Origin of the sequence: Kitasatospora sp. NPDC048540 (genome assembly GCF_040651175.1) — a bacterium.
Taxonomy (GTDB): Bacteria; Actinomycetota; Actinomycetes; order Streptomycetales; family Streptomycetaceae; genus Kitasatospora.
The window spans coordinates 44,119-65,593 of the sequence record NZ_JBEZIR010000036.1 but is presented as its reverse complement, the minus strand read 5'-3'; the positions used below and the strand labels follow the sequence as shown (position 1 = coordinate 65,593).

The window sequence follows — 21,475 nt, the reverse complement described above, 5'->3', positions numbered from 1 at the left end:
GGCGGACGGGCCAGCGGCCATCCAGGATGCGGACCCCGGACGGCCGGACCCCGGACCCCTGACCTCGCACGGCCGGACCTCGCACGGCCGGACGGCCGGTGCCCGGACGGCCCGAGGGCCCGTACCGGCGGTGCGGTGCGGGCCCTCGGGGCGGTTCCGGTACGGCTACCGGCGGGGTGTCCCGGTCACTCGGGGTCGATCTTCGGGTACTCGCGGGTCGGCTCGACCCGCGGGCGGGCCGCCGACTTGGTGTCGGTGTCCACCGGGCGCGGCCCCGCCGTCGGGTCGACCGGGATGCGGCCGCTCGGCGCCGCGGCGGGCGCCGCGCCGTTCCCGCCGCCGGTCAGACCGGTGAAGGCACCGCCGAGGCCCTTGAGCGCGTCGCCGACCTCGCTCGGGATGATCCAGAGCTTGTTGGAGTCGCCCTTGGCCAGCTCGGGCAGGGTCTGCAGGTACTGGTACGCGAGCAGCTTCTGGTCCGCGTCGCCGTCGTGGATGGCCTCGAAGACCGTCCGGATCGCGGCGGCCTCACCGTCGGCGCGCAGCACCGCGGCCTGCGCCTCACCCTCGGCCTGGAGGACCGCGGCCTGCTTCTCGCCCTCGGCGCGCAGGATGGCGGCCTGCCGGGAACCCTCGGCGGTGAGGATCGCGGCGCGCTTGTCCCGGTCGGCGCGCATCTGCTTCTCCATCGAGTCCTGGATGGAGGTCGGCGGCTCGATCGCCTTCAGCTCGACCCGGTTGACCCGGATGCCCCAGCGGCCGGTGGCCTCGTCCAGGACGCCGCGCAGGCCGGCGTTGATGACCTCGCGGGAGGTCAGGGTGGACTCGAGGTCCATCGAGCCGATGATGTTGCGCAGCGTGGTGACGGTGAGCTGCTCGATCGCCTGGATGTAGCTGGCGACCTCGTAGGTGGCGGCCCGGGCGTCGGTCACCTGGTAGTAGATGACGGTGTCGATGTTGACGACCAGGTTGTCCGAGGTGATCACCGGCTGCGGCGGGAACGGGACCACCTGCTCGCGCAGGTCGATCCGGTTGCGGATGGTGTCGATGAAGGGCACCACGATGTTCAGCCCCGCGCCGAGCGTGCGGGTGTAGCGGCCGAAGCGCTCCACGATCGCCGCGCTGGCCTGCGGGATGACCTGGATCGTCTTGATCAGTGCGATGAAGGCCACCACGACCAGGACGACCAGCACGATAAGGACGGGTTCCACGACTCTCCCCTAGACGACCAGGGCGGTTGCGCCCTGGATTTCGACGACGTCGACCTGCTGCCCCGGCTCGTAGACGCTGCCGGGGTTGAGCGCGCGGGCCGACCAGATCTCCCCGTTGAGCTTGATCCGGCCGCCCTCCCCGTCGACCCTCTCCTGTACCACCGCCGAGGCGCCCGGGAGCGCATCGACGCCCGTGCGGATCTGCGGCCCCTTCTGCAGCAGCCGGTACGCGACCGGTCTGACCAGTACCAGCAGGGCGACGGAGACCCCCACGAACACCAGGAACTGGAGGACCACCCCCGCCCCGAGCGCGGCCGCCAGGGCCGCCGCGCCGGCGCCGAGCGCGAACATGGCGAACTCCGGCATGGCCGTGAGCACCAGAGGTATGCCCAGGCCGACGGCGGCGAGGAGCCACCAGATCCAGCTGTCCACAGGTCCATCCTAGGGAGGGAACGGTCTTGCGGCGGAAAGTTCCCGCAGGTGGACGGGCGGAAACCGGCCGCACGTACGACCGGCCCGCTTCAGCCGAAGTTCAGTTGTTCAGTACCGCGTGCCGGGCCGCGCGTCGCGGGGCTCAGCCGAGCGGCAGGCCCTGCGCGGACCAGCGGTCGCCGTGCCGCTCCAGGGTCAGCGGGAGGCCGAAGCAGAGCGAGAGGTTGCGGGCCGTCAGCGTGGTGTCGAGCGGGCCGGCCACCAGCACCTTGCCCTGACGGATCATCAGGACGTGGGTGAAGCCCGGCGCGATCTCCTCCACGTGGTGGGTGACCATCGCCATTGCCGGGGCGTGCGCGTCCTGGGCCAGCGCGCCGAGCCGGCGGACCAGGTCCTCGCGGCCGCCGAGGTCGAGGCCGGCGGCCGGCTCGTCCAGCAGCAGCAGCTCGGGGTCGGTCATCAGGGCGCGGGCGATCAGGGTGCGCTTGCGCTCGCCCTCGGAGAGGGTGCCGAACTTGCGGGTGGTGTACTCGGACATCCCGAGGCGGTCCAGCAGGGCCAGCGCACGCTGCTCGTCGGTGGTGTCGTACTGCTCGCGCCAGCTGACCGTCATGCCGTACGCGGCGGTGAGCACGCACTGCAGCACGGTCTGCTCGGCGGGCAGCTTCTCGAACATCGCCGCGCTGGCGAGGCCGATCCGCTGGCGCAGCTCGAAGACGTCCACCTCGCCGAGCTTCTCGCCGAGCACCGCGGCGGCGCCCGAGGTCGGGAACAGGTAGGTCGCGGCGACCTGGAGCAGAGTGGTCTTGCCGGCGCCGTTCGGGCCCAGGATGACCCAGCGCTCGCCCTCGGCGACCGACCAGGAGACCTGGTCGATGAGCGCGCGGCCCTCCCGGACCACGGATACGTCCACCAGCTCCAGCACGTCGCTCATGCCTACGCCTTCCCCAATGCAGATTCGGCCGTCCTGGGGCCTGCGCGAAGGCCCAGGGGTGCGGTCCAGTCGTGTCGACAGTCCGTGCGGGCGGGCAGCCTACTCCGCCGACCGGTGGGCGGGGAGCGGGTGCGGCGCACGCACAGGGCAAACCTACGCCACCCGGATGTCGGCGTTGTCCGTAGGCTGGCTGGATGCTCGCTACTCCTTCCGAGAATCCGTACGAAGAGCCGCGATCGGGCCGGCTGACCGCCTGGGGCAACGCCCTGCTGAGCGGCGCCGCCTCGCCCGACGACGCGGCGGCGGCCGTGCTGGGCACCGACGAGAACCACCGGGTGACCGGGCTGCCGGGCGACGCCGAAGGGGAGCTGCACGGGCTCACCTGGGCGCTCGGGCGGCTGCGGGTGCTGGGGGTGAAGGGGCTGCGGCTGGCACTGCCGACGGCCGGGCACCCGCTGGGGCTGACCGGGCCGGCCGCCTTCAACGCGCTGGCGCTCGGCGCCGGCGAGGCGGTGCTGGCGGTCGGGGTGCCGGTCGGGCTGGTCCCCGAGGTCGAGGTGTTCGGGCCGGCCGGGGACCGCTCGGCCACCGTGCTGTGGCGCTGCACCGAGGTGAACGACGGGCCGCCCGCCGACGTGCCGTCGCTGCACGAGGCCGAGCGCGAACTCGCCGACGGGCTGCGCGAGGCGACCGCGCTGCTGGCCCGCCTCGACGTGGCCGGGGCCGGGCCCGAGACACTGCGGGCACTGGAGGCGTACCGGCGGCGCGGGCACGCCGAGCTGCTGGCGCCCGGCTACCCGCCGCGGGCGGTACGGATCCTGGAGTCGGCCCGCCAGGTGTCGGCGCTGCTGTCGATCGCCTCGGGCAGCCACGGCGCGGCCGTCAGCGCCTCCGAGATGGCCGCCCGCCGCGCCACCCTGGCCCCGCTGGAGCGCACCGCCCGCCGTGCCCAGGTCGCCGCCTACAACGCGATGACCGACGAACGCTGACCCCAGGCCCCATCAGGGGCGCCCCGGAGGGTCAACACCCGTCAGGGCTCGCCGGCCGCGCCGTTGCGGACCGCCCAGAGGGCGGCCTGGGTGCGGTCGGCGACGTCGAGCTTCATCAGGATGTTGGAGACGTGCGTCTTGACCGTCTTCTCCGAGAGGTGCAGCGCGCGGGCGATCTCGCGGTTGGAGCGGCCGGCCGCGATGTGGCCAAGCACCTCGCGCTCACGGTCCGTCAGGGTGCCGCCGCGGCCCTGCGGGACGTGCGGCCCGCTGTCCGCAAGCAGGGCCGCGGCCAGCTCCGGCTGGAGCAGCACGTGCCCGGCGTGCACCGAGCGGATCGCTCCGGCCAGCGCCTCCGGATCGACGTCCTTGTAGACGTACCCGGCGGCGCCGGCCCGCAGGGCGGGGACCATGGTGCGGTGCTCGGTGAAGCTGGTGACGATCAGGATCCGGGCCCGGCTGCCGTCCTCCTTGAGCAGCCGCAGCGCCTCGATGCCGTCCACGCCGGGCATCTTGAGGTCCATCAGCACGACGTCGGGGGCGAGCTCCTGGGTCCGGGCGACGGCCTCGGCGCCGTCGGCGGCCTCCCCGACCACCTCGATGTCGTCCTGGACCTCCAGGAAGGTGCGCAGGCCGCGCCGGACCACCTGGTGGTCGTCGACCACCAGGACGCGGATCGGTGCGTCGGTGTCAGGCACCGGGGACCTCCATCTCGACGACCGTCCCCTTGCCCGGGGCGGATTCCAGGGTGAGCCGGCCGCCGACGGAGGCGGCCCGGTCGCGCATCGACACCAGGCCCAGGTGGCGTCCGCCGCGGCGGACCGACTCCGGGTCGAAGCCCCGGCCGTCGTCGGTGATCCGCAGTACCGCGCCGCGGTCGGCGGTGCCGGTGAGCGAGACGGTGACGGCCCGCGCCCCGGCGTGCCGCAACGCGTTGTGGAGGGCCTCCTGGGCCACCCGCAGCAGGGCGGCCTCGCGGGCCGGCGGCAGGGCCCGGACCTCGGCCGGGCGGAAGCTGACCTCGGCGCTGTGCGCCCGGTCGAGCACCTGGACCTGCGAGGCGAGGGTGGCCACCAGGCCGTCCTCCTCCAGTGCGGCCGGGCGCAACTCGACGACCACGGCGCGCAGTTCGTCCGCCGCCTCGGCGGCCAGCCGGGCCACCTCGGCCAGTTCGGCCCGGGCGCGGGCCGGGTCGCGGTCGACCAGGGTGGCGGCGGCCTTGGCGGTCAGACGCAGCGAGAACAGCTTCTGCGAGACGGCGTCGTGCAGGTCGTGGGCGATCCGGGCGCGTTCGCCGGCCAGGGTGAGTTCGCGGCTGCGCTCGTACAGGCGGGCGTTGCCGAGGGCGAGGGCGGCATGGGCGGTGAGGATCCGCAGCAGTTCCTCGTCGTGGGCGGTGAAGCCGGCCGTGGAGCCCTGCTTGTTGGCGAGGAAGAGGGCGCCGAGCACCTCGGTGCCGTCCAGGATCGGCATGCCGAGGAAGTCGGTCATCTCCGGGTGGGCGGGCGGCCAGCCGCCGAAGTCGGGGGCCCGGCGGACGTCCTTGAGCCGGGTGGGGGTGAGCCGGTGCAGCATGCCGGCCAGGACGCCGTGCTGGCGGGGCAGCGGGCCGATGGCCTTCCACTGCTCGTCGCTGACGCCGTCGACCACGAACTGGGCGAAGCCGCCGTGGTCGTCGGGCACGCCGAGGGCGGCGTACTCGGCGTTCAGCAGGGTGCGGGCGGACGCGGTGATCCGGCGCAGCACCTCGCGGACCTCCAGGTGGCGGCTCATGCCCAGGACGGCGGAGCTGATCGCTTCGATGCCGCCGAGGCAGGGGTCGCAGCCGGGCCCGGGGTGGGCGTTCTCCAACGACATGCCCTCACGCTACCGCCGGGCACCGCCGCGCCGCGTCAGCCGTCGGCCCTCCTCCCCGGGGACTAGGACCGGTGGGGAGGAGGGCCGACAGCGACTGTGCGGGGGGTGCGGGGCGGGATCAGCCCTTCTGCATGACGTCGGGCTCGTGGCGCTTCTGGAAGCGCTGGATGGCGAAGGCCAGGCCGGTGGACAGGACGATCAGGGCGATCCAGTTGAGGATCATGTGGCCGGCCGAGTAGTCCCACAGCGGGTCGATCGGCGGCTGCTCGGGCGGGCGGACCGCGACCACCGGCGAGATGTGCGCCAGGTCGAGGGTGTTGCCGCTGGCCGCGACGCCCCAGCGGGCGGGCATCAGCCAGGCGAGCTGCTCCAGGCCCGGCTTGTCGAAGAGCTGGAAGATCGCACCGGTCATCACCATCTGGACGATGGCGAACATGACCAGCAGCGGCATGGTCTTCTCGGCCGTCTTGACCAGCGAGGAGATCGCCAGGCCGAACATCATCGAGGTGAAGCTCAGCAGGATGACGCCGATCGACATCTCCAGCGCCGGGGAGTGCGTGAAGATCAGGCCCTCGGCGGGCAGCGTGCGCACCTTGAAGGCGATGGCCGAGATCAGCCCGCCCTGGACGAAGCTGATCGCGCCCAGCACGATGATCTTCGACATCAGGTACGCCGACCGGGACAGGCCGGTGGCCCGTTCCCGTTCGTAGATCGCCCGTTCCTTGATCAGCTCACGGACCGAGTTGGCCGACCCGGACAGGCAGGCGCCGAACGCGACCACCAGCAGGATCATCCGGGCCACGTCGTTGCGGCCGCTGCCGGCGCAGGCGGCCAGGCCGCACTTGTCCGGGATGACGGTCGACACCCCGCCCAGTACCAGCGGCAGCAGCAGCGACAGCGCGATGAACCCCTTGTCGGAGGCGATCACCGCCAGGTAGCGGCGGATCAGCGTCCACAGCTGGGAGCCCCAGCTCTGCGGCTTGGGCGGGCGCACCTGGGTGTGCACGTTGGGCGCGCTCTGGGCGGCCACCGCGTCCACGTTGGCCGAGTACTCCTGGTAGTGCACGGATCCGCGGTAGCGGCCGGCCCAGTCGTGGTCGGGGTAGTTCTCGAAGGCCTGGAAGACGTCGGCCCAGGTCTCGTAGCCGAAGAAGTGCAGGGCCTCGGCCGGCGGGCCGAAGTACGCCACCGAGCCGCCCGGCGCCATCACCAGCAGCCGGTCGCACAGGGCGAGTTCGGCCACCGAGTGGGTGACCACCAGGACCGTGCGGCCGTCGTCGGCGAGGCCGCGCAGGGTCTGCATGACCTCGCGGTCCATGCCCGGGTCGAGGCCCGAGGTGGGCTCGTCCAGGAAGATCAGCGAGGGCTTGGTGAGCAGCTCCAGGGCGACCGAGACGCGCTTCTGCTGGCCGCCGGACAGGGCGGTGATCCGGTTGTCGGCGCGCTTGTCCAGGCGCAGCTCGTACAGCACCTCGTCGATCCGGCGCTCGCGCTCGGCGGGCTCGGTGTCGCCGGGGAAGCGCAGCCGGGCGGCGTACTTGAGGCCGCTGCGGACGGTGAGCTCCTTGTGCAGGATCTCGGACTGCGGCACCAGGCCGATCCGGGAGCGGAGCTCGGCGAACTGCTTGTACAGGTTGCGGCCGTCGTAGCGGACCTCGCCGCGGTCGGCCGGGCGGTAGCCGGTGAGGGCGCGCAGCAGGGTGGACTTGCCGGAGCCGGACGGGCCGATCACCGCGACCAGGGACTTCTCCGGGACGGAGAAGCTGACGTCGTTGAGCAGGACCTTCTTGCCGCCCTTGTGGTCGACCTCGACGGTCAGGTGGTGGGCGGAGAAGGTGACGGCGCCGGTGTCGACGAACTCCTGCAGCTGGTCGCCGACCAGCACGAAGCTGGAGTGGCCGACGGTGAGCCGGTCCTGCGGGCCCATCAGCTGACGCTGGACCGGCTGGCCGTTGAGGAAGATCCCGTTGTGGCTGCCGAGGTCGACGATCTCCCAGCGGCCGTCGGCGAGCTGGCGCAGCTCGGCGTGGTGGCGGGAGACCTGGAGGTCGGAGACGACGATGTCGTTGTCGAGCGCGCGGCCGATCCGGATGGTGCGCATGCCGGCGGTGAGGCTGCGGACCATGGTCGGGTTGCCGAGGCCGGGGGCCGGGGCCGCCTGGCCGGGGTGCGCCTGCTGCGGTACCGGCGCGTGCTGCGGGCCGGTCCGGAACTCGCCGGGCTCGCCCGGGAAGGACTGCTGCTGCGGGAAGCCGGGCTGCGGGGTGGGTGCGTCCCAGCGCTGCTGCACGGGCGGCTGCTGGGCCGGTGCCTGCTGGGCGGCCGGCTGCTGGACCGGCGGCTGCGGCTGGGCGGTCCACGGCTGCGGGGCGCCCGGGGTGGCCCGGCGGGTGGTCGCCTCGTGGATGGAGCCGGCGGCCTCCGCCGGGGCCGCGGGTGCGGCGGCGGGGGCGCTGAAGCTCAGCCGCGGGCCGTTCTCCGGGTTGCCCAGGTTGACCACGCTGCCCGGGAACAGCTGGACGTGCAGCGTCCGGGTGCCGCCGGCGAAGGTGCCGTTGGTGGAGCCGTGGTCGTCCAGCTGCCAGGCGGCCCCGGTGAAGGAGATGGTGGCGTGCCGCCAGGAGACCCTGGCGTCGTCGAACGTGAGGTCCGAGTTCGGATCCCGCCCGATGGTGTAGCTGCGGCCGGGTTCCAGTACCCGCCGCTGCCCGTTGAGTTCCAGTACGAGTTGCGGCACTGTCGGCCTGCCCCGCTCTCTCGGTCCCCCGGTTCGCCCCCGGTCGCGGGGGTCATGTGATGTGACGGGGGGAATCATTCCAGCCGTTGTGCCGTACCTGAAAGTCACCTAGGAGACTGTGACCGGGTGGCAACACAGCTCGTGGGGGCCGGTGACACGGGCGGTGCAGGCGAACGGTCCGGCCGTCCCAGGGTGCGGACCGGTGCGGTGGGCCCGGCCTCCGGCCCGGTAGCGTGGGAGGCACCATGGACGCAACTGATCCGGCCGCTGAGCCTCTCCCCGCCGCACAGTCCCGGACCGCCGACGAGCGCACGCTGCTGGTCAAGGTGTTCGGCAAGGACCGCCCCGGTATCACGGCGGGCCTGTTCACCATGCTCTCCGACTTCGGCGTCGACGTGATCGACTTCGAGCAGATGGTCACCCGGGGGCGGATAACGCTCTGCACCCTGGTCACTCCCCCGCACGCCGCGGACGCCGAGGGCGAGCTGCGGGTCGCCGTGCACCGCTGGGCCGAGGAGATGAAGCTCCAGACCGAGATCATCTCCGGGCTCGGCGACAACCGGCCCCGCCGGGAGGGCCGCTCGCACGTCACCGTGCTCGGCCATCCGCTGACCGCCGCCGCCGTGGCCGCGCTGAGCGGGCGGATCTCCGACGTCGGCGCCAACATCGACCGGGTGTTCCGGCTCGCCAAGTACCCGGTCACCGCGGTCGAGCTGACCGTCTCGGGCGTCCCCACCGAGGTGCTGCGCACCGAGCTCGCCCAGGAGGCGGCCGCCCAGCGGGTGGACGTCGCGGTGGCGGAGGCGGGGCTGCACCGGCGGGCCAAGCGCCTGGTGGTGATGGACGTCGACTCCACGCTGATCCAGGACGAGGTGATCGAGCTGTTCGCGGCGCACGCCGGCTGCGAGCAGGAGGTCGCCGAGGTGACCGCCGCGGCGATGCGCGGCGAGCTGGACTTCGCGGAGTCGCTGCGGGCCCGGGTGGCGCTGCTGGCGGGCCTGGACGCCGGTGTGGTGGAGAAGGTCCGCACCGAGGTACGGCTGACGCCGGGCGCCCGCACCCTGATCCGTACCCTGCAGCGGCTCGGCTACCAGGTCGGCATCGTCTCCGGCGGGTTCACCCAGGTCACCGACCACCTGGTGGAGCTGCTCGGGCTGGACTTCGCGGCGGCCAACACCCTGGAGGTGGCGGACGGGAAGTTCACCGGCCGGGTCACCGGGGAGATCGTGGACCGGGCCGGCAAGGCCCGCTGGCTGGCCAGGTTCGCCGAGCAGGCCCGGGTGCCGCTGGCCCAGACGGTGGCGATCGGGGACGGCGCCAACGACCTGGACATGCTGAACGCGGCCGGGCTCGGGGTGGCCTTCAACGCCAAGCCGGTGGTCCAGGAGGCCGCCGAGGTGGCGGTGAACCTTCCGTTCCTGGACACCGTGCTGTACCTGCTGGGCATCACCCGCGAAGAGGTCGAGGCCGCCGACGAGCTGGACGGCACGCCCACCGAGTGACCGCGCCCGTCCGGTGGCCGTGCCCACCGGACGGGCACGCCGGCACACGACGGCGAAGGCCGGGACCACCGTGGCGGTCCCGGCCTTCGCCGTGTGCCGGCCTACTCCGGCAGCGTGTGGTACGAGTCGAGCTGGGCCGCGCCGGGCTCGATGCCCTTCCAGTGGCCGGTGAAGCTGAGCACCGCGATGGCGCCGGTGGGGAAGCCGTTCAGCCGCAGCCGGTTGAGCGCGTCGGCGTCGCCGGCGTCCCCGGCGAGCACCTGGGTGAGTCCGAGCACCCCCGGGTTGTGGCCCACCAGCAGCAGGTCGGCGCTGTCGTCCGGGGTCTCCTGGAGGACCTCGATGATCTGGCCGGGGCTGGCCTCGTACACCCGCTCCTCGAACACCGTCCTGCGGTGCCGCTTGGGCAGCTCGTGGGCGACCAGCTTCCAGGTCTCCCGGGTGCGCAGCGCGGAGGAGCAGAGCACGTGGTCGGGGTTGATGCCGGAGTCGACCAGCCACTGGCCGGCCTCGGTGGCCTGGACACGGCCCCGGTCGGCCAGGGGGCGCTCGTGGTCGGCGACCTGGTTGGGCCAGTCCGCCCGGGCGTGGCGGAGAACGATGATCCTTCGGGGTGTGTCGGCGCTCATACCCCCAGAGCTTCGCAGAAAATCAGCCGCCGGGCGCGGGCTCCACGGCGGCGCCACCCGCAGGAGTGGAGCGGTTGCGGTGGGCCACCGTCAGCCGAGGTTGGCGGCGACGATGGCGACCACGGCCACCACCACCACGACGCCGGCGATCATGCCGAGCAGCTGCAGCAGCTTCTTCTGGCCGTTCGGGGGGTTGGGTTCGAGAACTGGCATACCGGAAAGTCTGCCATCCCTTACGACGCCACCCGCCCGGGGGCGGCGGGCTGCGCCTCGTCCTCGATGTGCCTGGCCCTGGCGGCCCGCAGACCGACCGCCATCTGCGGGACCAGCAGCACCGCGAGGAAGCCCAGCGGCAGGTACCAGCCGCCGGTCCACTGGTAGAGGCTGCCGATCAGGATCGGGCCGGGGATCGAGATCAGGTAGCCGACGCTCTGGGCGAAGGCCGACAGCTGGCCGACGCCGCCCGGGGTGCGGGCGCGTAGGCCGATCATGGTCAGGGCCAGCGGGAAGGCGCACATCGACAGGCCCACCAGGCAGGCCCACAGCCAGGACGCGGTACCGGCGGCCAGCGCCAGGCCGGTGTAGCCGGCGATCCCGCACAGGGCCAGCACCACGACGAAGATCCGCTGGTCACCGCGGCGCACCGCGAGGTTCGGCAGCACGAAGGAGGCGGGCACGCTGATCGCCATCACGATCGCCAGCAGCACCCCGGAGCTGGACCCGGAGACCCCGGCGTCCTGGTAGATCTTGGGCAGCCAGCCCATCGCGGCGTACGCGCTGGTGGACTGCAGGCCGAAGAAGACGGCCAGCGCCCAGGCGGTGCGGCTGCGCAGGATGGGCAGCTTGGCGGCGCCCGGGCGGTTCGGGCCGGCCTCGCCGCGGTCGCGGCGCAGGAAGGCCGTCACTGCCCACAGCGCCAGCGCGGCGGCGGCCAGCAGGCCCCAGACGCCGAGGCCGAGCCGCCAGCTGCCGCCGAGCGCGGAGGTCAGCGGGACGGTGGCCGCCGCGGCGGCCGAGGTGCCGACCGACAGCGCCATCGAGTACAGGCCGATCATCGGGCCGACCCGGTCCGGGAAGTACCGCTTGATGACCACCGGCAGCAGCACGTTGGAGACCGCGACCCCGGCCAGCGCCACGGCGGTGAGCAGCAGGAACAGGGCAGTGGAGCCGGTGAACGCGCGGGCCAGCAGGCCGACGGCGATGGCGCCCATGCCGGCGGCCACCACCGCGATCGGTCCGGTCCGTCGGGCCAGCGCGGGCGCGGCGATGCCGAAGCCGGCGAAGCAGAGCGAGGGGACGGCGGTGAGCAGCCCGGCCACCGTGGCGCTCATCCCGAGGCCGGAGCGGACCTGGTCGAGCAGCGGGCCGAGGCTGGTGACCACCGGGCGCAGGTTGAGGGCCGCGGCCACGATGGCGGCCGCCAGCAGCCAGGAGAGGTGGCGGGAGCGGGTGCCGGCGGGCGTGGTCGCGTCGGCGGCGGGGTGCTCGGCGGGTGCGTGCTCGGAGGGTGCGTGGTGCGGTGCCCCGGACGCGGGCCCCTCGGTCGTGGTGGTGTCTGCTGCGGTCGCCATAGCGGCCATCATAGAATCATGGGATGAATTAATGCACGCCGGTATCCTGGAGACCCTCACCACAGCAGCAAGGAGCCCTGACCCATGGCCCTGTCGACCACGCGTCGCGCACCGCTCTCCGATCAGGTGATCGCGCAGTTGCGCGCCCAGATCACCTCGGGCGAGTGGCCGGTCGGCTCGCGCATCCCCACCGAGGCGGAGCTGGTCGAACAGCTCGGGGTGGCCCGCAACACCGTCCGCGAGGCCGTGCGGGCCCTCGCGCACAACGGGCTGCTCGACATCCGCCAGGGCTCCGGCACCTACGTGCTGGCCACCAGCGAGCTGGCCGGGGTGATGCACCGCCGGTTCGCCGACGCCGACGGCGCGCAGGTCGCCGAGTTGCGGGCGACCCTGGAGACCGCCGCCGCCGGGCTGGCGGCGCTGCGCCGCACCGACCGGGACCTGGAGCTGCTGGAGTCGACCCTGACCCGCCGGGACGCCGCCTGGCACGCCGGCGACCCGGAGCACTTCGTCCAGGCGGACGCCGCCTTCCACCAGGCCGTGGTGGCCGCGGCCCACAACGACGTACTGGCCGCGGTCTACGCCGACCTCGGCGAGGTCACCCGTGCCCACCTGCGCCGCGACGTCGGCCCCGAGCTCACGCCGGACCGCTTCCTCGACCACCGGGGCATCATCGACGCCATCCGGGCGATGGACGCCCAGGCCGCCTCCGCCGAGGCCGGCCGGGCCATCGGCTGCGGGCAGGACGGCTGACCCGCCGCCCGCCGCGCACGCACCCACCACAGCACCCGCCACAGCACGCTGCCCGGCCCGCTCCGAGGAGCGGGCCGGGCAGTGGTGCTTCGGGGCGGGACGCGGGGCGTCAGGCGCCGATCGCGTGCAGACCGCCGTCGACGTGGACGATCTCGCCGGTGGTCTTCGGGAACCAGTCCGAGAGCAGGGCGACCACACCGCGGCCGGCCGGCTCCGGGTCGTTCAGGTCCCACTTCAGCGGGGACCGGTGGTTCCAGGTGTCGGCCAGCTCGCCGAAGCCCGGGATGGACTTGGCGGCCATCGAGCCGATCGGACCGGCCGAGACCAGGTTGCAGCGGATGTTCCGCGGCCCCAGGTCACGGGCCAGGTAGCGGGAGGTGGCCTCCAGCGCGGCCTTGGCCGGGCCCATCCAGTCGTACTTCGGCCAGGCGAACTGCGCGTCGAAGGTCAGGCCGACCACCGAGCCGCCGTCCTGCATCAGCGGGAGCAGCGCCATGGTCAGCGACTTCAGCGAGAACGCCGAGACGTGCATCGCGGTCGCGACCGACTCCCACGGGGTGTTCAGGAAATTGCCGCCCAGCGCGTCCTGCGGGGCGAAGCCGATCGAGTGGACGATGCCGTCCAGGGTCGGCAGGTGCTCGCGCACCTGGTCGGCGATGCCCGCGAGCTGCTCCTCGCTGGACACGTCCAGCTCCAGCACCTTGGCCGGGGCGGGGAGCTTCTTGGCGATGCGCTCGGTCAGGCTGGGGCGGGGGAAGGCGGTCAGGATGACCTCGGCGCCCTGCTCCTGGGCCAGCTTGGCGGTGTGGAACGCGATGGAGGACTCCATCAGCACACCGGTGATGAGGATCCGCTTGCCTGCAAGGATTCCGCTCATGTCGGTCAGTGACCCATGCCCAATCCGCCGTCGACGGGAACGACGGCTCCGGTGATGTATGCGGCCTCGTCCGAGGCGAGGAAGCGCACGGCCGAGGCGATCTCGGCGGGCGCCGCGTAGCGGCCCAGCGGCACGCCCGCGACGATCTCCGCGCGGCGCTCGTCGGTGAGCACGGCGGTCATGTCGGTGTCCACGAAACCCGGGGAGACCACGTTGACGGTGATGTTGCGCGAGCCGAGCTCGCGCGCCAGCGACCGGGCGAACCCGACCAGGCCGGACTTGGACGCTGCGTAGTTGACCTGCCCGGGCGAGCCGGTCAGACCGACCACCGAGGAGATCAGCACGACCCGGCCCTTTCGGGCCCGCAGCATCTTCGCCGAAGCCCGCTTGACCACCCGGAAGGTCCCGGTGAGGTTGGTGTCCAGGACCGAGGTGAAGTCGTCCTCGGTCATCCGCAGCAGCAGCGTGTCCTTGGTGATGCCGGCGTTGGCGACCAGCACCTCGACCGGTCCGTGCGCGGCCTCGACCTCGGTGAACGCCGCATCGACCTGCGCGGCGTCGGTGATGTCGCAGCGGACCGCGAGCACGTCGAACTTGGCCAGCTGCTCCGGGACCTCGCCCGAGCGGCTGGTGATCGCGACCTTGTCGCCGGCCTCGGCGAAGGCCTGGGCAATCGCGAGGCCGATGCCCCGGTTGCCTCCGGTGACGAGAACCGAGCGGCTCACCATCCACCTCTCTCCTGGTTGACCTGCATGCGTACGCACTGTGACGGTATCGGTCCGGCCGAAGGTCGGGCCCATACGGCTCCGACAGGTACGCCTCGCGGTATCTGTCGCTTCCCGACAATACGTACGGCCGGACCTGGCCCGGGAGGCCCCCGAGGGGGAACCATGGACCGGTCACACCCGTTGCCCACTGGGCCTCGCACCCCACGAGGCACGGTGAGCAGCCGGCCGGGCGGCCGGAGAACCCACACAAGGGAAGCGGAACGCGGATGACCAACCACCCCCGTAACAGCGGCAGCGGCCGACGTGCCCGCCTGCTGGCCCTGACCGCGCTGGCCACCGCGGCCGGCGCCGCCGCCTGGTCGCTGCGCGACCTGCCGGCCGCGTTCGGCCGCCGGCCGGACGGCAGCAAGGACGCCCGGGTCCGCAACTCGCCGCAGTTCCGCGACGGGGTGTTCCACAACGCCCCGAGCGCGCTGGCGCAGCAGGAGCCCGGCCGCCCCGACGGCGACACCTTCCGCCGGATGCTGCTGGACGACCGGGCGGGCCGCCGCCCCAGCCTGCCGGTGCCGCTGGAGCGGGCCGCCGGCGGCGCCGCCCGCCCGGCCGCCGAGGGCGTCGAGGTGGTCTGGTACGGGCACGCCTCCGCGCTGGTCGAGGTCGAGGGCGCCCGGGTGCTGATCGACCCGATCTGGTCCGACCGCTGCTCCCCCGTCCACCAGGTCGGCCCGAAGCGGCTGCACCCGGTACCCGTCGCGCTGGCCGAGGTGCCGCCGGTGGACGCGGTGCTGATCTCCCACGACCACTACGACCACCTCGACATGGCGACCGTCAAGCAGCTGGTCGAGCTGCAGTCCGCGCCGTTCGCGGTGCCGCTCGGCATCGGCGGCCACCTGCGCCGCTGGGGCGTGCCCGAGCACCGGATCATCGAGCTGGACTGGGACGAGACCTGCACCCTCGGCGAGCTGACCCTCACCCTCACCTCGGCGCACCACTTCTCCGGCCGCGGCACCACCCGCAACACCACCCTCTGGGGCTCCTGGGTGATAGCCGGCCCGACCCGGAAGGTCTACTACACCGGCGACTCCGGGTACTTCGAGGGCTACGCCCGGATCGGCGAGCAGCACGGCCCGTTCGACGCCGCGCTGGTCCAGATCGGCGCGTACGACGTGGCGTGGCCCGACATCCACATGACGCCCGAGGACGCCGTCCGGGCCCACCTGGACCTGCGGGCCGAGCTGCTGATCCCGGTGCACTGGTGCACCTTCAACCTGGGCCTGCACCCGTGGGCGGAGCCGATCGAGCGGCTGCTGGCGGAGGCCAAGGCGCAGGCCGTCCCGCTGGTGGTGCCGCGGCCCGGCCAGCGGGTCGACGTGGACAACCCGCCGGAGCTGGACGGCTGGTGGGAGACGGTGATCTGACGGCGGACCGGTGACGGCGGGTCGGACCGGCGCGGCCGGGCCGACCCGCCGCGGCCCGAAATTCCCTGGCCACAAACGGCTGGACGGGAAATGATGCGATGCGGGTTCCCCTGCGGTCCGCGGGGTGCCCGCCGCCGACCCCCCCCGACCCAGGGAGCCCGATGCCGCCCACCTCCAGCGCCGGCGCGCCGCACAGCCGTGCCGTCGACCCGCTGTTCCTCGCGTACCCGCTGCGCACCCTCGCCGACGCGGCGCTCACCCGGGCGCGTGAACTCGGCGTCTCGCACGCCGACTTCCGCCTGGAACGGGTGCGCAGCGCCTCCTGGCGGCTGCGCGACGCCCGCCCGTCCGGCAGCTCCGACACCGTGCAGCTGGGCTTCGCGGTCCGGGTGCTGCTGGACGGCGCGTGGGGCTTCGCGGCCGGGGTGGACCTGACCACTGCGGCGGCGGCCCGGGTCGCCGAGCAGGCGGTGGCGGTGGCGCGGCTGTCCGGCGGGATCAGCCGGGCCGCGGGCTCCGAGGACCTGGTCGAGCTGGCGGCCGAGCCGGTGTACGCCGACGCCACCTGGGTCTCCTCCTACGACGTCAACCCGTTCGACGTCCCGGACGCCGAGAAGAGCGCGCTGCTGGCGGACTGGAGCAGCCGCCTGCTGGCCGCCGACGGCGTCTCGCACGTGATGGCCTCGCTGCTGACCGTGCAGGAGAACAAGTTCTACGCGGACACCGCGGGCACCGTCACCACCCAGCAGCGGATCCGGCTGCACCCCTCGCTGGAGGCCACCTCGGTCGACGAGCGCACCGGCGCCTTCGACTCGATGAGCACCATCGCCCCGCCGGCCGGCCGCGGCTGGGAGTACCTCCAGGGCAAGGGCTGGGACTGGGACCAGGAGCTCGCCGAACTGCCCGGCCTGCTGGCCGAGAAGATGAAGGCCCCCAGCGTCGAGGCCGGCCGCTACGACCTGGTGATCGACCCGTCCAACCTGTGGCTGACCATCCACGAGTCGATCGGCCACGCCACCGAGCTGGACCGGGCGCTCGGCTACGAGGCCGCCTACGCGGGCACCTCCTTCGCCACCTTCGACAAGCTGGGCTCGCTGAAGTACGGCTCCGAGCTGATGCACGTCACCGGTGACCGCACCGCCGAGCACGGCCTGTCCACCATCGGGTACGACGACGAGGGCGTCGCCACGCAGTCCTGGGACCTGGTCAAGGACGGCGTCCTGGTCGGCTACCAGCTGGACCGCCGGATGGCGGAGCTCAAGGGCCTCGGCCGCTCCAACGGCTGCGCGTTCGCCGACTCCCCCGGCCACGTGCCGGTGCAGCGGATGGCCAACGTCTCGCTGCAGCCGGTCGAGGGCGGCCCCGACACCGAGGGCCTGTTCGAGGGCGTGGAGAAGGGCCTGTACATCGTCGGCGACCGGTCCTGGTCGATCGACATGCAGCGCTACAACTTCCAGTTCACCGGCCAGCGCGCCTACGCGATCAGGAACGGCCGGCTGGCCGGTCAGGTCAAGGACTTCGCCTACCAGGCCACCACCACCGACTTCTGGGGCTCGATGAGCGCCGTCGGCGGCCCGCAGACCTACGTCCTCGGCGGCGCCTTCAACTGCGGCAAGGCCCAGCCGGGCCAGATCGCGGCGGTCAGCCACGGCTGTCCGTCCGCGCTCTTCCGCAACGTCAACGTGCTCAACACCCAGCAGGAGGCGGGTCACTGATGTCCGACACCACACCCCGGCCGCACGAGCTGGTCGAACGCGCCCTGGAGCTGTCCCGCACCGAAGGCTGCGTGGTGATCGCCGACGAGGAGTCGACCGCCAACCTCCGCTGGGCGGGCAACGGCCTGACCACCAACGGCGTCACCCGGGGCCGGCGGCTCACCGTGATCGCCACCGTGGACGGTGCCGAGGGCACCGCCTCCGGCGTGGTCTCCCGGGAGGCCGTCACCCGGGACGAGCTGGAGGACCTGGTCCGGGCCGCCGAGGCGGCCGCCCGCGACGCCGGCCCGGCCGAGGACGCCCGGCCGCTGCTGTCCGGCCCGCCGGAGTCGCCCGGCTTCACCGACGCCCCGGCCGAGACCTCCGCCGATGTCTTCGCCGCCTTCGCGCCCGCCCTCGGCGAGGCCTTCGCCCGCGCCCGCGCCGGCGGCGAGCTGCTGTACGGCTTCGCCCGGCACGAGCTGACCACCAGCTACCTGGGCAGCTCCACCGGTCTGCGGCTGCGGCACGAGCAGCCCACCGGCTCGGTCGAGCTCAACGCCAAGACCGCCGACCTGACCGGCTCCGCCTGGGGCGGCGCGGCCACCGCCGACTTCACCGACGTCGACCTGGCCGCCCTGCACGGCTCGCTCAGCACCCGGCTCGGCTGGGGCCGCCGCAAGCGGATCGACCTGCCGGCCGGCCGGTACGAGACCCTGCTGCCGCCCTCCGCCATCGCCGACCTGATGGTCTACCTGACCTGGTCGGCGGGCGGCCGGGACGCCGCCGAGGGCCGCTCGGTGTTCAGCCGGCCCGGCGGCGGCACCCGGGTCGGCGACCGGCTCAGCGCCCTGCCGCTGACGCTGCGCTCCGACCCGGCCGAGCCCGGCCTGGCGGCCGCGCCGTTCGTGCTCGCGCACTCCTCCGGCGACAACTCGTCGGTCTTCGACAACGGCCTGCCGCTGACCGCCACCGACTGGATCCGCGACGGCGAACTGGCCAACCTCTCCACCACCCGGCACTCGGCCGCGCTGACCGGCCTGCCGGTGACGCCGTCGGTCGACAACCTGGTGCTGGAGACCGCCGACCAGGCCGGCGCGCCCACCCTGGAGGAGATGGTCGCCCGCACCGAGCGCGGGCTGCTGCTCACCTGCCTCTGGTACATCCGCGAGGTCGACCCGGCCACCCTGCTGCTCACCGGCCTCACCCGGGACGGCGTGTACCTGGTCGAGAACGGCGAGGTGGTCGGCGCGGTGAACAACTTCCGGTTCAACGAGTCCCCGGTCGACCTGCTCGGCCGGATCACCGAGGCGGGCCGCACCGAGCGCTGCCTGCCCCGCGAGTGGAGCGACTGGTTCACCAGGGCCGCGATGCCGCCGGTCCGGGTGCCGGACTTCAACATGAGCTCGGTCAGTCAGGCCTCCTGACGGAGGCCCATCCAGGAGGGAACACGGAGAAGGTGGACGAGAAGCAGACGGTCCGGGTGTCCAAGACGCTGTCGCGCGTGCTGCGGCACGACCCGGCGTCGGTCGGGATCACGCTGGACACGGCCGGCTGGGTCCCGGTGGACGAGCTGCTGGCGGGCCTGGCCCGCAGCGGGCGGCGGATCAGCCGGGCGCAGCTGGACCACGTGGTGGCGACCAACAACAAGCGCCGTTTCGCCTTCTCCGAGGACGGCCGGTCGATCCGGGCCAGCCAGGGCCACACCGTCGAGGTTGACCTGGGCCTGCCGCCCGCCGAGCCGCCCGCGGTGCTCTACCACGGCACCGGCTCGGCGACGGTGGGCGTCATCCTCGCCGAGGGCCTGCGCCCGATGGCCCGGCAGGACGTCCACCTCTCCGCGGACACCGACACGGCCGTGCGGGTGGGTGCCCGGCACGGCCGTCCGGTGGTGCTGGTGGTGGACGCGGCGGCGATGGCCGCGGCGGGCCACGTCTTCCGGGTCAGCGCCAACGGCGTCTGGCTGACCGACTCGGTGCCGCCGCGGTACCTCACCCTCACCGGCTGACCCGCGGGCCCGCCCCGGCCGCTCCCGTCCCGCCGCGCCGCGACCCGCCCGCGCACCCGCTCTCCTGCACCGCCGTCCGGCGGCGTACCGTGAAGAGGCCGCGGCCGGGCCGGGCGGCGGAGACGGGACGAGGGCGGTACACATGGGCAAGAGCCAGGACGACGGGCAGGTCTTCCGGATCACCGGGGCACGGACCAGCCTCTCCGAGGACGTCCGGGGGCGTCAGCGGCGCTATGTGATCTCGATGCTGGTCCGCACGGCCTGTGTGGTGCTGGCCGTGGTCATGTGGGACGTGCAGCGGTACGTGGCGTACGTGGCGCTGGTCGGCGGGGTGCTGCTGCCGTACTTCGCGGTGCTGATCGCCAACGCCGGGCGGGAGCGGGCGCCCGGCCTGCCGAGCACCTTCGCGGTGCCGCCCGAGGTGCCGCTGATGCTCGGCCCCGGGGGCAGCGGCGGCGGTGGCCGGGCCGCCGAGGGCCGTCCGGCGGACTGAGGAGCGGACGGCGGAATCCGCTGAGGAAAACGCTGGAACTCACCCCGATCTGTCCTGGTTTATGGACGATTGACCGGCAGAAAGCTCAGAGCAACCTCAGATTAATCATGAAAGAGGCCCCCACGGGGGCCTCGGACCGTGCCATACTGCGTAGGCGCTCCGCATCCCCCGTCGGAGCGACAGACCGACGCCGGGCAGCTCCCCCCGTGGCTGCCCGGCGTCGTCACGCCCGGATCCGGGCGGGCCCCGCGGCCGCACGGGCCGGCGCAGGTGCGAGACTGGCCGCAGACATCCACGCCAGCGGCACCCGGGACGGCATCACCATGGACACCCCCTCGCTCGGTCTCTTCGGCTCGGCGGACGGCCCCGAGGGCCCGCCGGTCTGCTCGGGCAAGGGCTGCCGGGAGGCCGCCGTCTGGGTGCTGGTGTGGAACAACCCCAAGCTGCACACCCCGGACCGCCGGAAGACCTGGCTGGCCTGCGAGGAGCACCGCGAGCACCTGTCGCAGTTCCTGGGCGTGCGCGGCTTCCTCAAGGAGGTCGTCCCGCTCGCCGGGTTCGAGGGCTGAGCGAGGTTCGGGCTGAGCGGCAGGCGGGGACGCGTCCCGCCCGTCAGCCCCCGATGGCGGACATCGGCCGGTCGGGCTGGAGGAACTCGGGGTCGTCGATGCCGGCGCCGGCCTTCTTGCCCCACATCGCGGTACGCCACAGCTCGCCGATCGCGGCGTCGTCGGCGCCGCCCCGCAGCGCCGCCCGCAGGTCGGTCTCCTCGGTGGCGAACAGGCAGTTGCGGATCTGGCCGTCGGCGGTGAGCCGGGTCCGGTCGCAGGCCCGGCAGAACGGCCGGGTCACCGAGGCGATCACGCCGACCCGGCCGGGGCCGCCGTCGACCAGCCAGCGCTCGGCGGGCGCCGCACCGCGGGCCGCCGACGGCTCGGCGGTGAGCGTGAAGCGCTCCCGGAGCCGGTTCAGGATCTCCTCGGCGGTGATCATGCGGGAGCGGTCCCAGCCGTGCTGGGCGTCCAGCGGCATCTGCTCGATGAAGCGCAGCTCGTACCCGCGCTCCAGGCACCAGCCGAGCAGGTCGGCGGCCTCGTGGTCGTTGACGCCGCGCATCAGGACGGCGTTGAGCTTGACCGGGGTCAGCCCGGCGCGCTCGGCGGCGGCGAGGCCCGCCAGCACGTCCTGGTGGCGGTGACGGCGGGTCAGGGTGTGGAAGGTGTCGGGGTCGAGGGTGTCCAGCGAGACGTTGACCCGGTCGAGTCCGGCCTGCCGCAGGGCGGCGGCGGTACGGGCCAGGCCGATGCCGTTGGTGGTCACGGAGAGTTCCGGCCGGGGGGTCAGTGCCGCGCAGGCCTCCACGATGGCGACCAGTCCGGGGCGCAGCATCGGCTCGCCGCCGGTGAAGCGGACCTCGCGCACGCCGAGGTCGCGGACCGCGATCGAGACCAGCCGGACGATCTCCTCGTCGGTGAGCAGCTCCGGCTTGGCCAGCCACTGCAGGCCCTCCTCGGGCATGCAGTAGGTGCACCGCAGGTTGCACCGGTCGGTGAGGGAGACCCGCAGGTCCACGGCCTGGCGGCCGTAAGTGTCCAACAGCATGGGGGCTCCCTTCCCGCAGCGCACGGCCGGCCCGGCCGCC

General features: G+C 73.3%; 21 protein-coding genes. 9 read left to right on the top strand and 12 right to left on the bottom strand.

Annotated elements, in window-relative coordinates:
- Nucleotides 1–185: 185 nt before the first annotated feature.
- The 3 genes from AB0D08_RS17045 to AB0D08_RS17035 form a co-directional block, all read right to left on the bottom strand.
- Nucleotides 186–1,211, bottom strand: coding sequence for an SPFH domain-containing protein (locus AB0D08_RS17045; protein ID WP_033819339.1), 1,026 nt, complete (start codon nucleotides 1,209–1,211; stop codon nucleotides 186–188).
- Between the two features lie 9 nt (nucleotides 1,212–1,220).
- The gene (locus tag AB0D08_RS17040) at nucleotides 1,221–1,643 is read right to left on the bottom strand and encodes an NfeD family protein (protein ID WP_033819338.1); all 423 of its coding nucleotides are present in this window, start codon (nucleotides 1,641–1,643) and stop codon (nucleotides 1,221–1,223) included.
- A 142-nt stretch (nucleotides 1,644–1,785) separates the two neighbouring features.
- On the bottom strand, nucleotides 1,786–2,577 hold the full coding sequence (locus AB0D08_RS17035) for an ABC transporter ATP-binding protein (protein WP_033819337.1): 792 nt from the start codon (nucleotides 2,575–2,577) through the stop codon (nucleotides 1,786–1,788).
- Between the two features lie 194 nt (nucleotides 2,578–2,771).
- Here AB0D08_RS17035 and AB0D08_RS17030 point away from each other — a divergent pair, with 194 nt between their 5' ends.
- On the top strand, nucleotides 2,772–3,566 hold the full coding sequence (locus tag AB0D08_RS17030; protein WP_359889532.1) for a hypothetical protein: 795 nt from the start codon (nucleotides 2,772–2,774) through the stop codon (nucleotides 3,564–3,566).
- A 41-nt stretch (nucleotides 3,567–3,607) separates the two neighbouring features.
- On the opposite strand, the gene AB0D08_RS17025 is transcribed toward AB0D08_RS17030, so the two are convergent.
- The 3 genes from AB0D08_RS17025 to AB0D08_RS17015 all read right to left on the bottom strand — a co-directional run bounded on the left by AB0D08_RS17025 (nucleotide 3,608) and on the right by AB0D08_RS17015 (nucleotide 8,160).
- Entirely contained in the window at nucleotides 3,608–4,264 is a 657-nt protein-coding gene (locus tag AB0D08_RS17025) for a response regulator transcription factor (RefSeq protein ID WP_033819335.1), read from the bottom strand.
- Nucleotides 4,257–5,423 (bottom strand): GAF domain-containing sensor histidine kinase, encoded by a 1,167-nt coding sequence (locus tag AB0D08_RS17020; RefSeq protein ID WP_033819334.1) that lies wholly within the window; start codon nucleotides 5,421–5,423, stop codon nucleotides 4,257–4,259. Before AB0D08_RS17020 ends, AB0D08_RS17025 begins: the two co-directional genes overlap by 8 nt.
- Before the next feature lie 118 nt (nucleotides 5,424–5,541).
- The gene (locus AB0D08_RS17015; protein WP_359889529.1) at nucleotides 5,542–8,160 is read right to left on the bottom strand and encodes an FHA domain-containing protein; all 2,619 of its coding nucleotides are present in this window, start codon (nucleotides 8,158–8,160) and stop codon (nucleotides 5,542–5,544) included.
- Nucleotides 8,161–8,405: 245 nt separating this feature from the next.
- On the opposite strand from AB0D08_RS17015, the gene serB reads away from it, so the two are divergent.
- Nucleotides 8,406–9,662, top strand: a complete 1,257-nt coding sequence (gene serB, locus AB0D08_RS17010; protein WP_051812043.1) for a phosphoserine phosphatase SerB — start codon at nucleotides 8,406–8,408, stop codon at nucleotides 9,660–9,662.
- A gap of 101 nt (nucleotides 9,663–9,763) precedes the next feature.
- Here the strand turns inward: serB and AB0D08_RS17005 are convergent, their stop codons facing one another.
- The 3 genes from AB0D08_RS17005 to AB0D08_RS16995 form a co-directional block, all read right to left on the bottom strand.
- The gene (locus AB0D08_RS17005) at nucleotides 9,764–10,291 is read right to left on the bottom strand and encodes a histidine phosphatase family protein (RefSeq protein ID WP_033819332.1); all 528 of its coding nucleotides are present in this window, start codon (nucleotides 10,289–10,291) and stop codon (nucleotides 9,764–9,766) included.
- Between the two features lie 90 nt (nucleotides 10,292–10,381).
- The gene (locus AB0D08_RS17000) at nucleotides 10,382–10,504 is read right to left on the bottom strand and encodes an SGM_5486 family transporter-associated protein (RefSeq protein ID WP_359889525.1); all 123 of its coding nucleotides are present in this window, start codon (nucleotides 10,502–10,504) and stop codon (nucleotides 10,382–10,384) included.
- Nucleotides 10,505–10,524: 20 nt separating this feature from the next.
- On the bottom strand, nucleotides 10,525–11,862 hold the full coding sequence (locus AB0D08_RS16995) for an MFS transporter (RefSeq protein ID WP_033819331.1): 1,338 nt from the start codon (nucleotides 11,860–11,862) through the stop codon (nucleotides 10,525–10,527).
- Between the two features lie 84 nt (nucleotides 11,863–11,946).
- On the opposite strand from AB0D08_RS16995, the gene AB0D08_RS16990 reads away from it, so the two are divergent.
- The gene (locus AB0D08_RS16990) at nucleotides 11,947–12,615 is read left to right on the top strand and encodes a FadR/GntR family transcriptional regulator (protein WP_359889522.1); all 669 of its coding nucleotides are present in this window, start codon (nucleotides 11,947–11,949) and stop codon (nucleotides 12,613–12,615) included.
- Nucleotides 12,616–12,724: 109 nt separating this feature from the next.
- On the opposite strand, the gene fabI is transcribed toward AB0D08_RS16990, so the two are convergent.
- Both fabI and fabG read right to left on the bottom strand, forming a co-directional pair.
- Nucleotides 12,725–13,492, bottom strand: coding sequence for an enoyl-ACP reductase FabI (gene fabI / locus AB0D08_RS16985; RefSeq protein ID WP_033819329.1), 768 nt, complete (start codon nucleotides 13,490–13,492; stop codon nucleotides 12,725–12,727).
- Between the two features lie 5 nt (nucleotides 13,493–13,497).
- Nucleotides 13,498–14,217, bottom strand: coding sequence for a 3-oxoacyl-[acyl-carrier-protein] reductase (gene fabG / locus AB0D08_RS16980; protein WP_033819359.1), 720 nt, complete (start codon nucleotides 14,215–14,217; stop codon nucleotides 13,498–13,500).
- Between the two features lie 269 nt (nucleotides 14,218–14,486).
- Between fabG and AB0D08_RS16975 the strand changes: the two genes are divergently transcribed.
- The 6 genes from AB0D08_RS16975 (at nucleotide 14,487) to AB0D08_RS16950 (ending at nucleotide 20,402) form a co-directional block, all read left to right on the top strand.
- On the top strand, nucleotides 14,487–15,638 hold the full coding sequence (locus tag AB0D08_RS16975; protein ID WP_033819328.1) for an MBL fold metallo-hydrolase: 1,152 nt from the start codon (nucleotides 14,487–14,489) through the stop codon (nucleotides 15,636–15,638).
- 161 nt (nucleotides 15,639–15,799) lie between these two features.
- The gene (locus AB0D08_RS16970; RefSeq protein WP_051812042.1) at nucleotides 15,800–17,353 is read left to right on the top strand and encodes a TldD/PmbA family protein; all 1,554 of its coding nucleotides are present in this window, start codon (nucleotides 15,800–15,802) and stop codon (nucleotides 17,351–17,353) included.
- Nucleotides 17,353–18,759, top strand: a complete 1,407-nt coding sequence (locus AB0D08_RS16965) for a metallopeptidase TldD-related protein (protein WP_359889519.1) — start codon at nucleotides 17,353–17,355, stop codon at nucleotides 18,757–18,759. The genes AB0D08_RS16970 and AB0D08_RS16965 overlap by 1 nt, the downstream gene beginning before the upstream one ends.
- A 32-nt stretch (nucleotides 18,760–18,791) precedes the next feature.
- Complete coding sequence (locus AB0D08_RS16960; protein WP_359889516.1) at nucleotides 18,792–19,340, top strand: RNA 2'-phosphotransferase; 549 nt, start codon at nucleotides 18,792–18,794, stop codon at nucleotides 19,338–19,340.
- A gap of 142 nt (nucleotides 19,341–19,482) precedes the next feature.
- Nucleotides 19,483–19,833, top strand: coding sequence for a DUF3099 domain-containing protein (locus tag AB0D08_RS16955; protein WP_033819357.1), 351 nt, complete (start codon nucleotides 19,483–19,485; stop codon nucleotides 19,831–19,833).
- A gap of 323 nt (nucleotides 19,834–20,156) precedes the next feature.
- Complete coding sequence (locus tag AB0D08_RS16950) at nucleotides 20,157–20,402, top strand: hypothetical protein (RefSeq protein WP_033819356.1); 246 nt, start codon at nucleotides 20,157–20,159, stop codon at nucleotides 20,400–20,402.
- Nucleotides 20,403–20,445: 43 nt separating this feature from the next.
- On the opposite strand, the gene moaA is transcribed toward AB0D08_RS16950, so the two are convergent.
- Nucleotides 20,446–21,435, bottom strand: a complete 990-nt coding sequence (moaA, locus tag AB0D08_RS16945; protein WP_359889513.1) for a GTP 3',8-cyclase MoaA — start codon at nucleotides 21,433–21,435, stop codon at nucleotides 20,446–20,448.
- Between the last annotated feature and the right edge of the window lie 40 nt (nucleotides 21,436–21,475).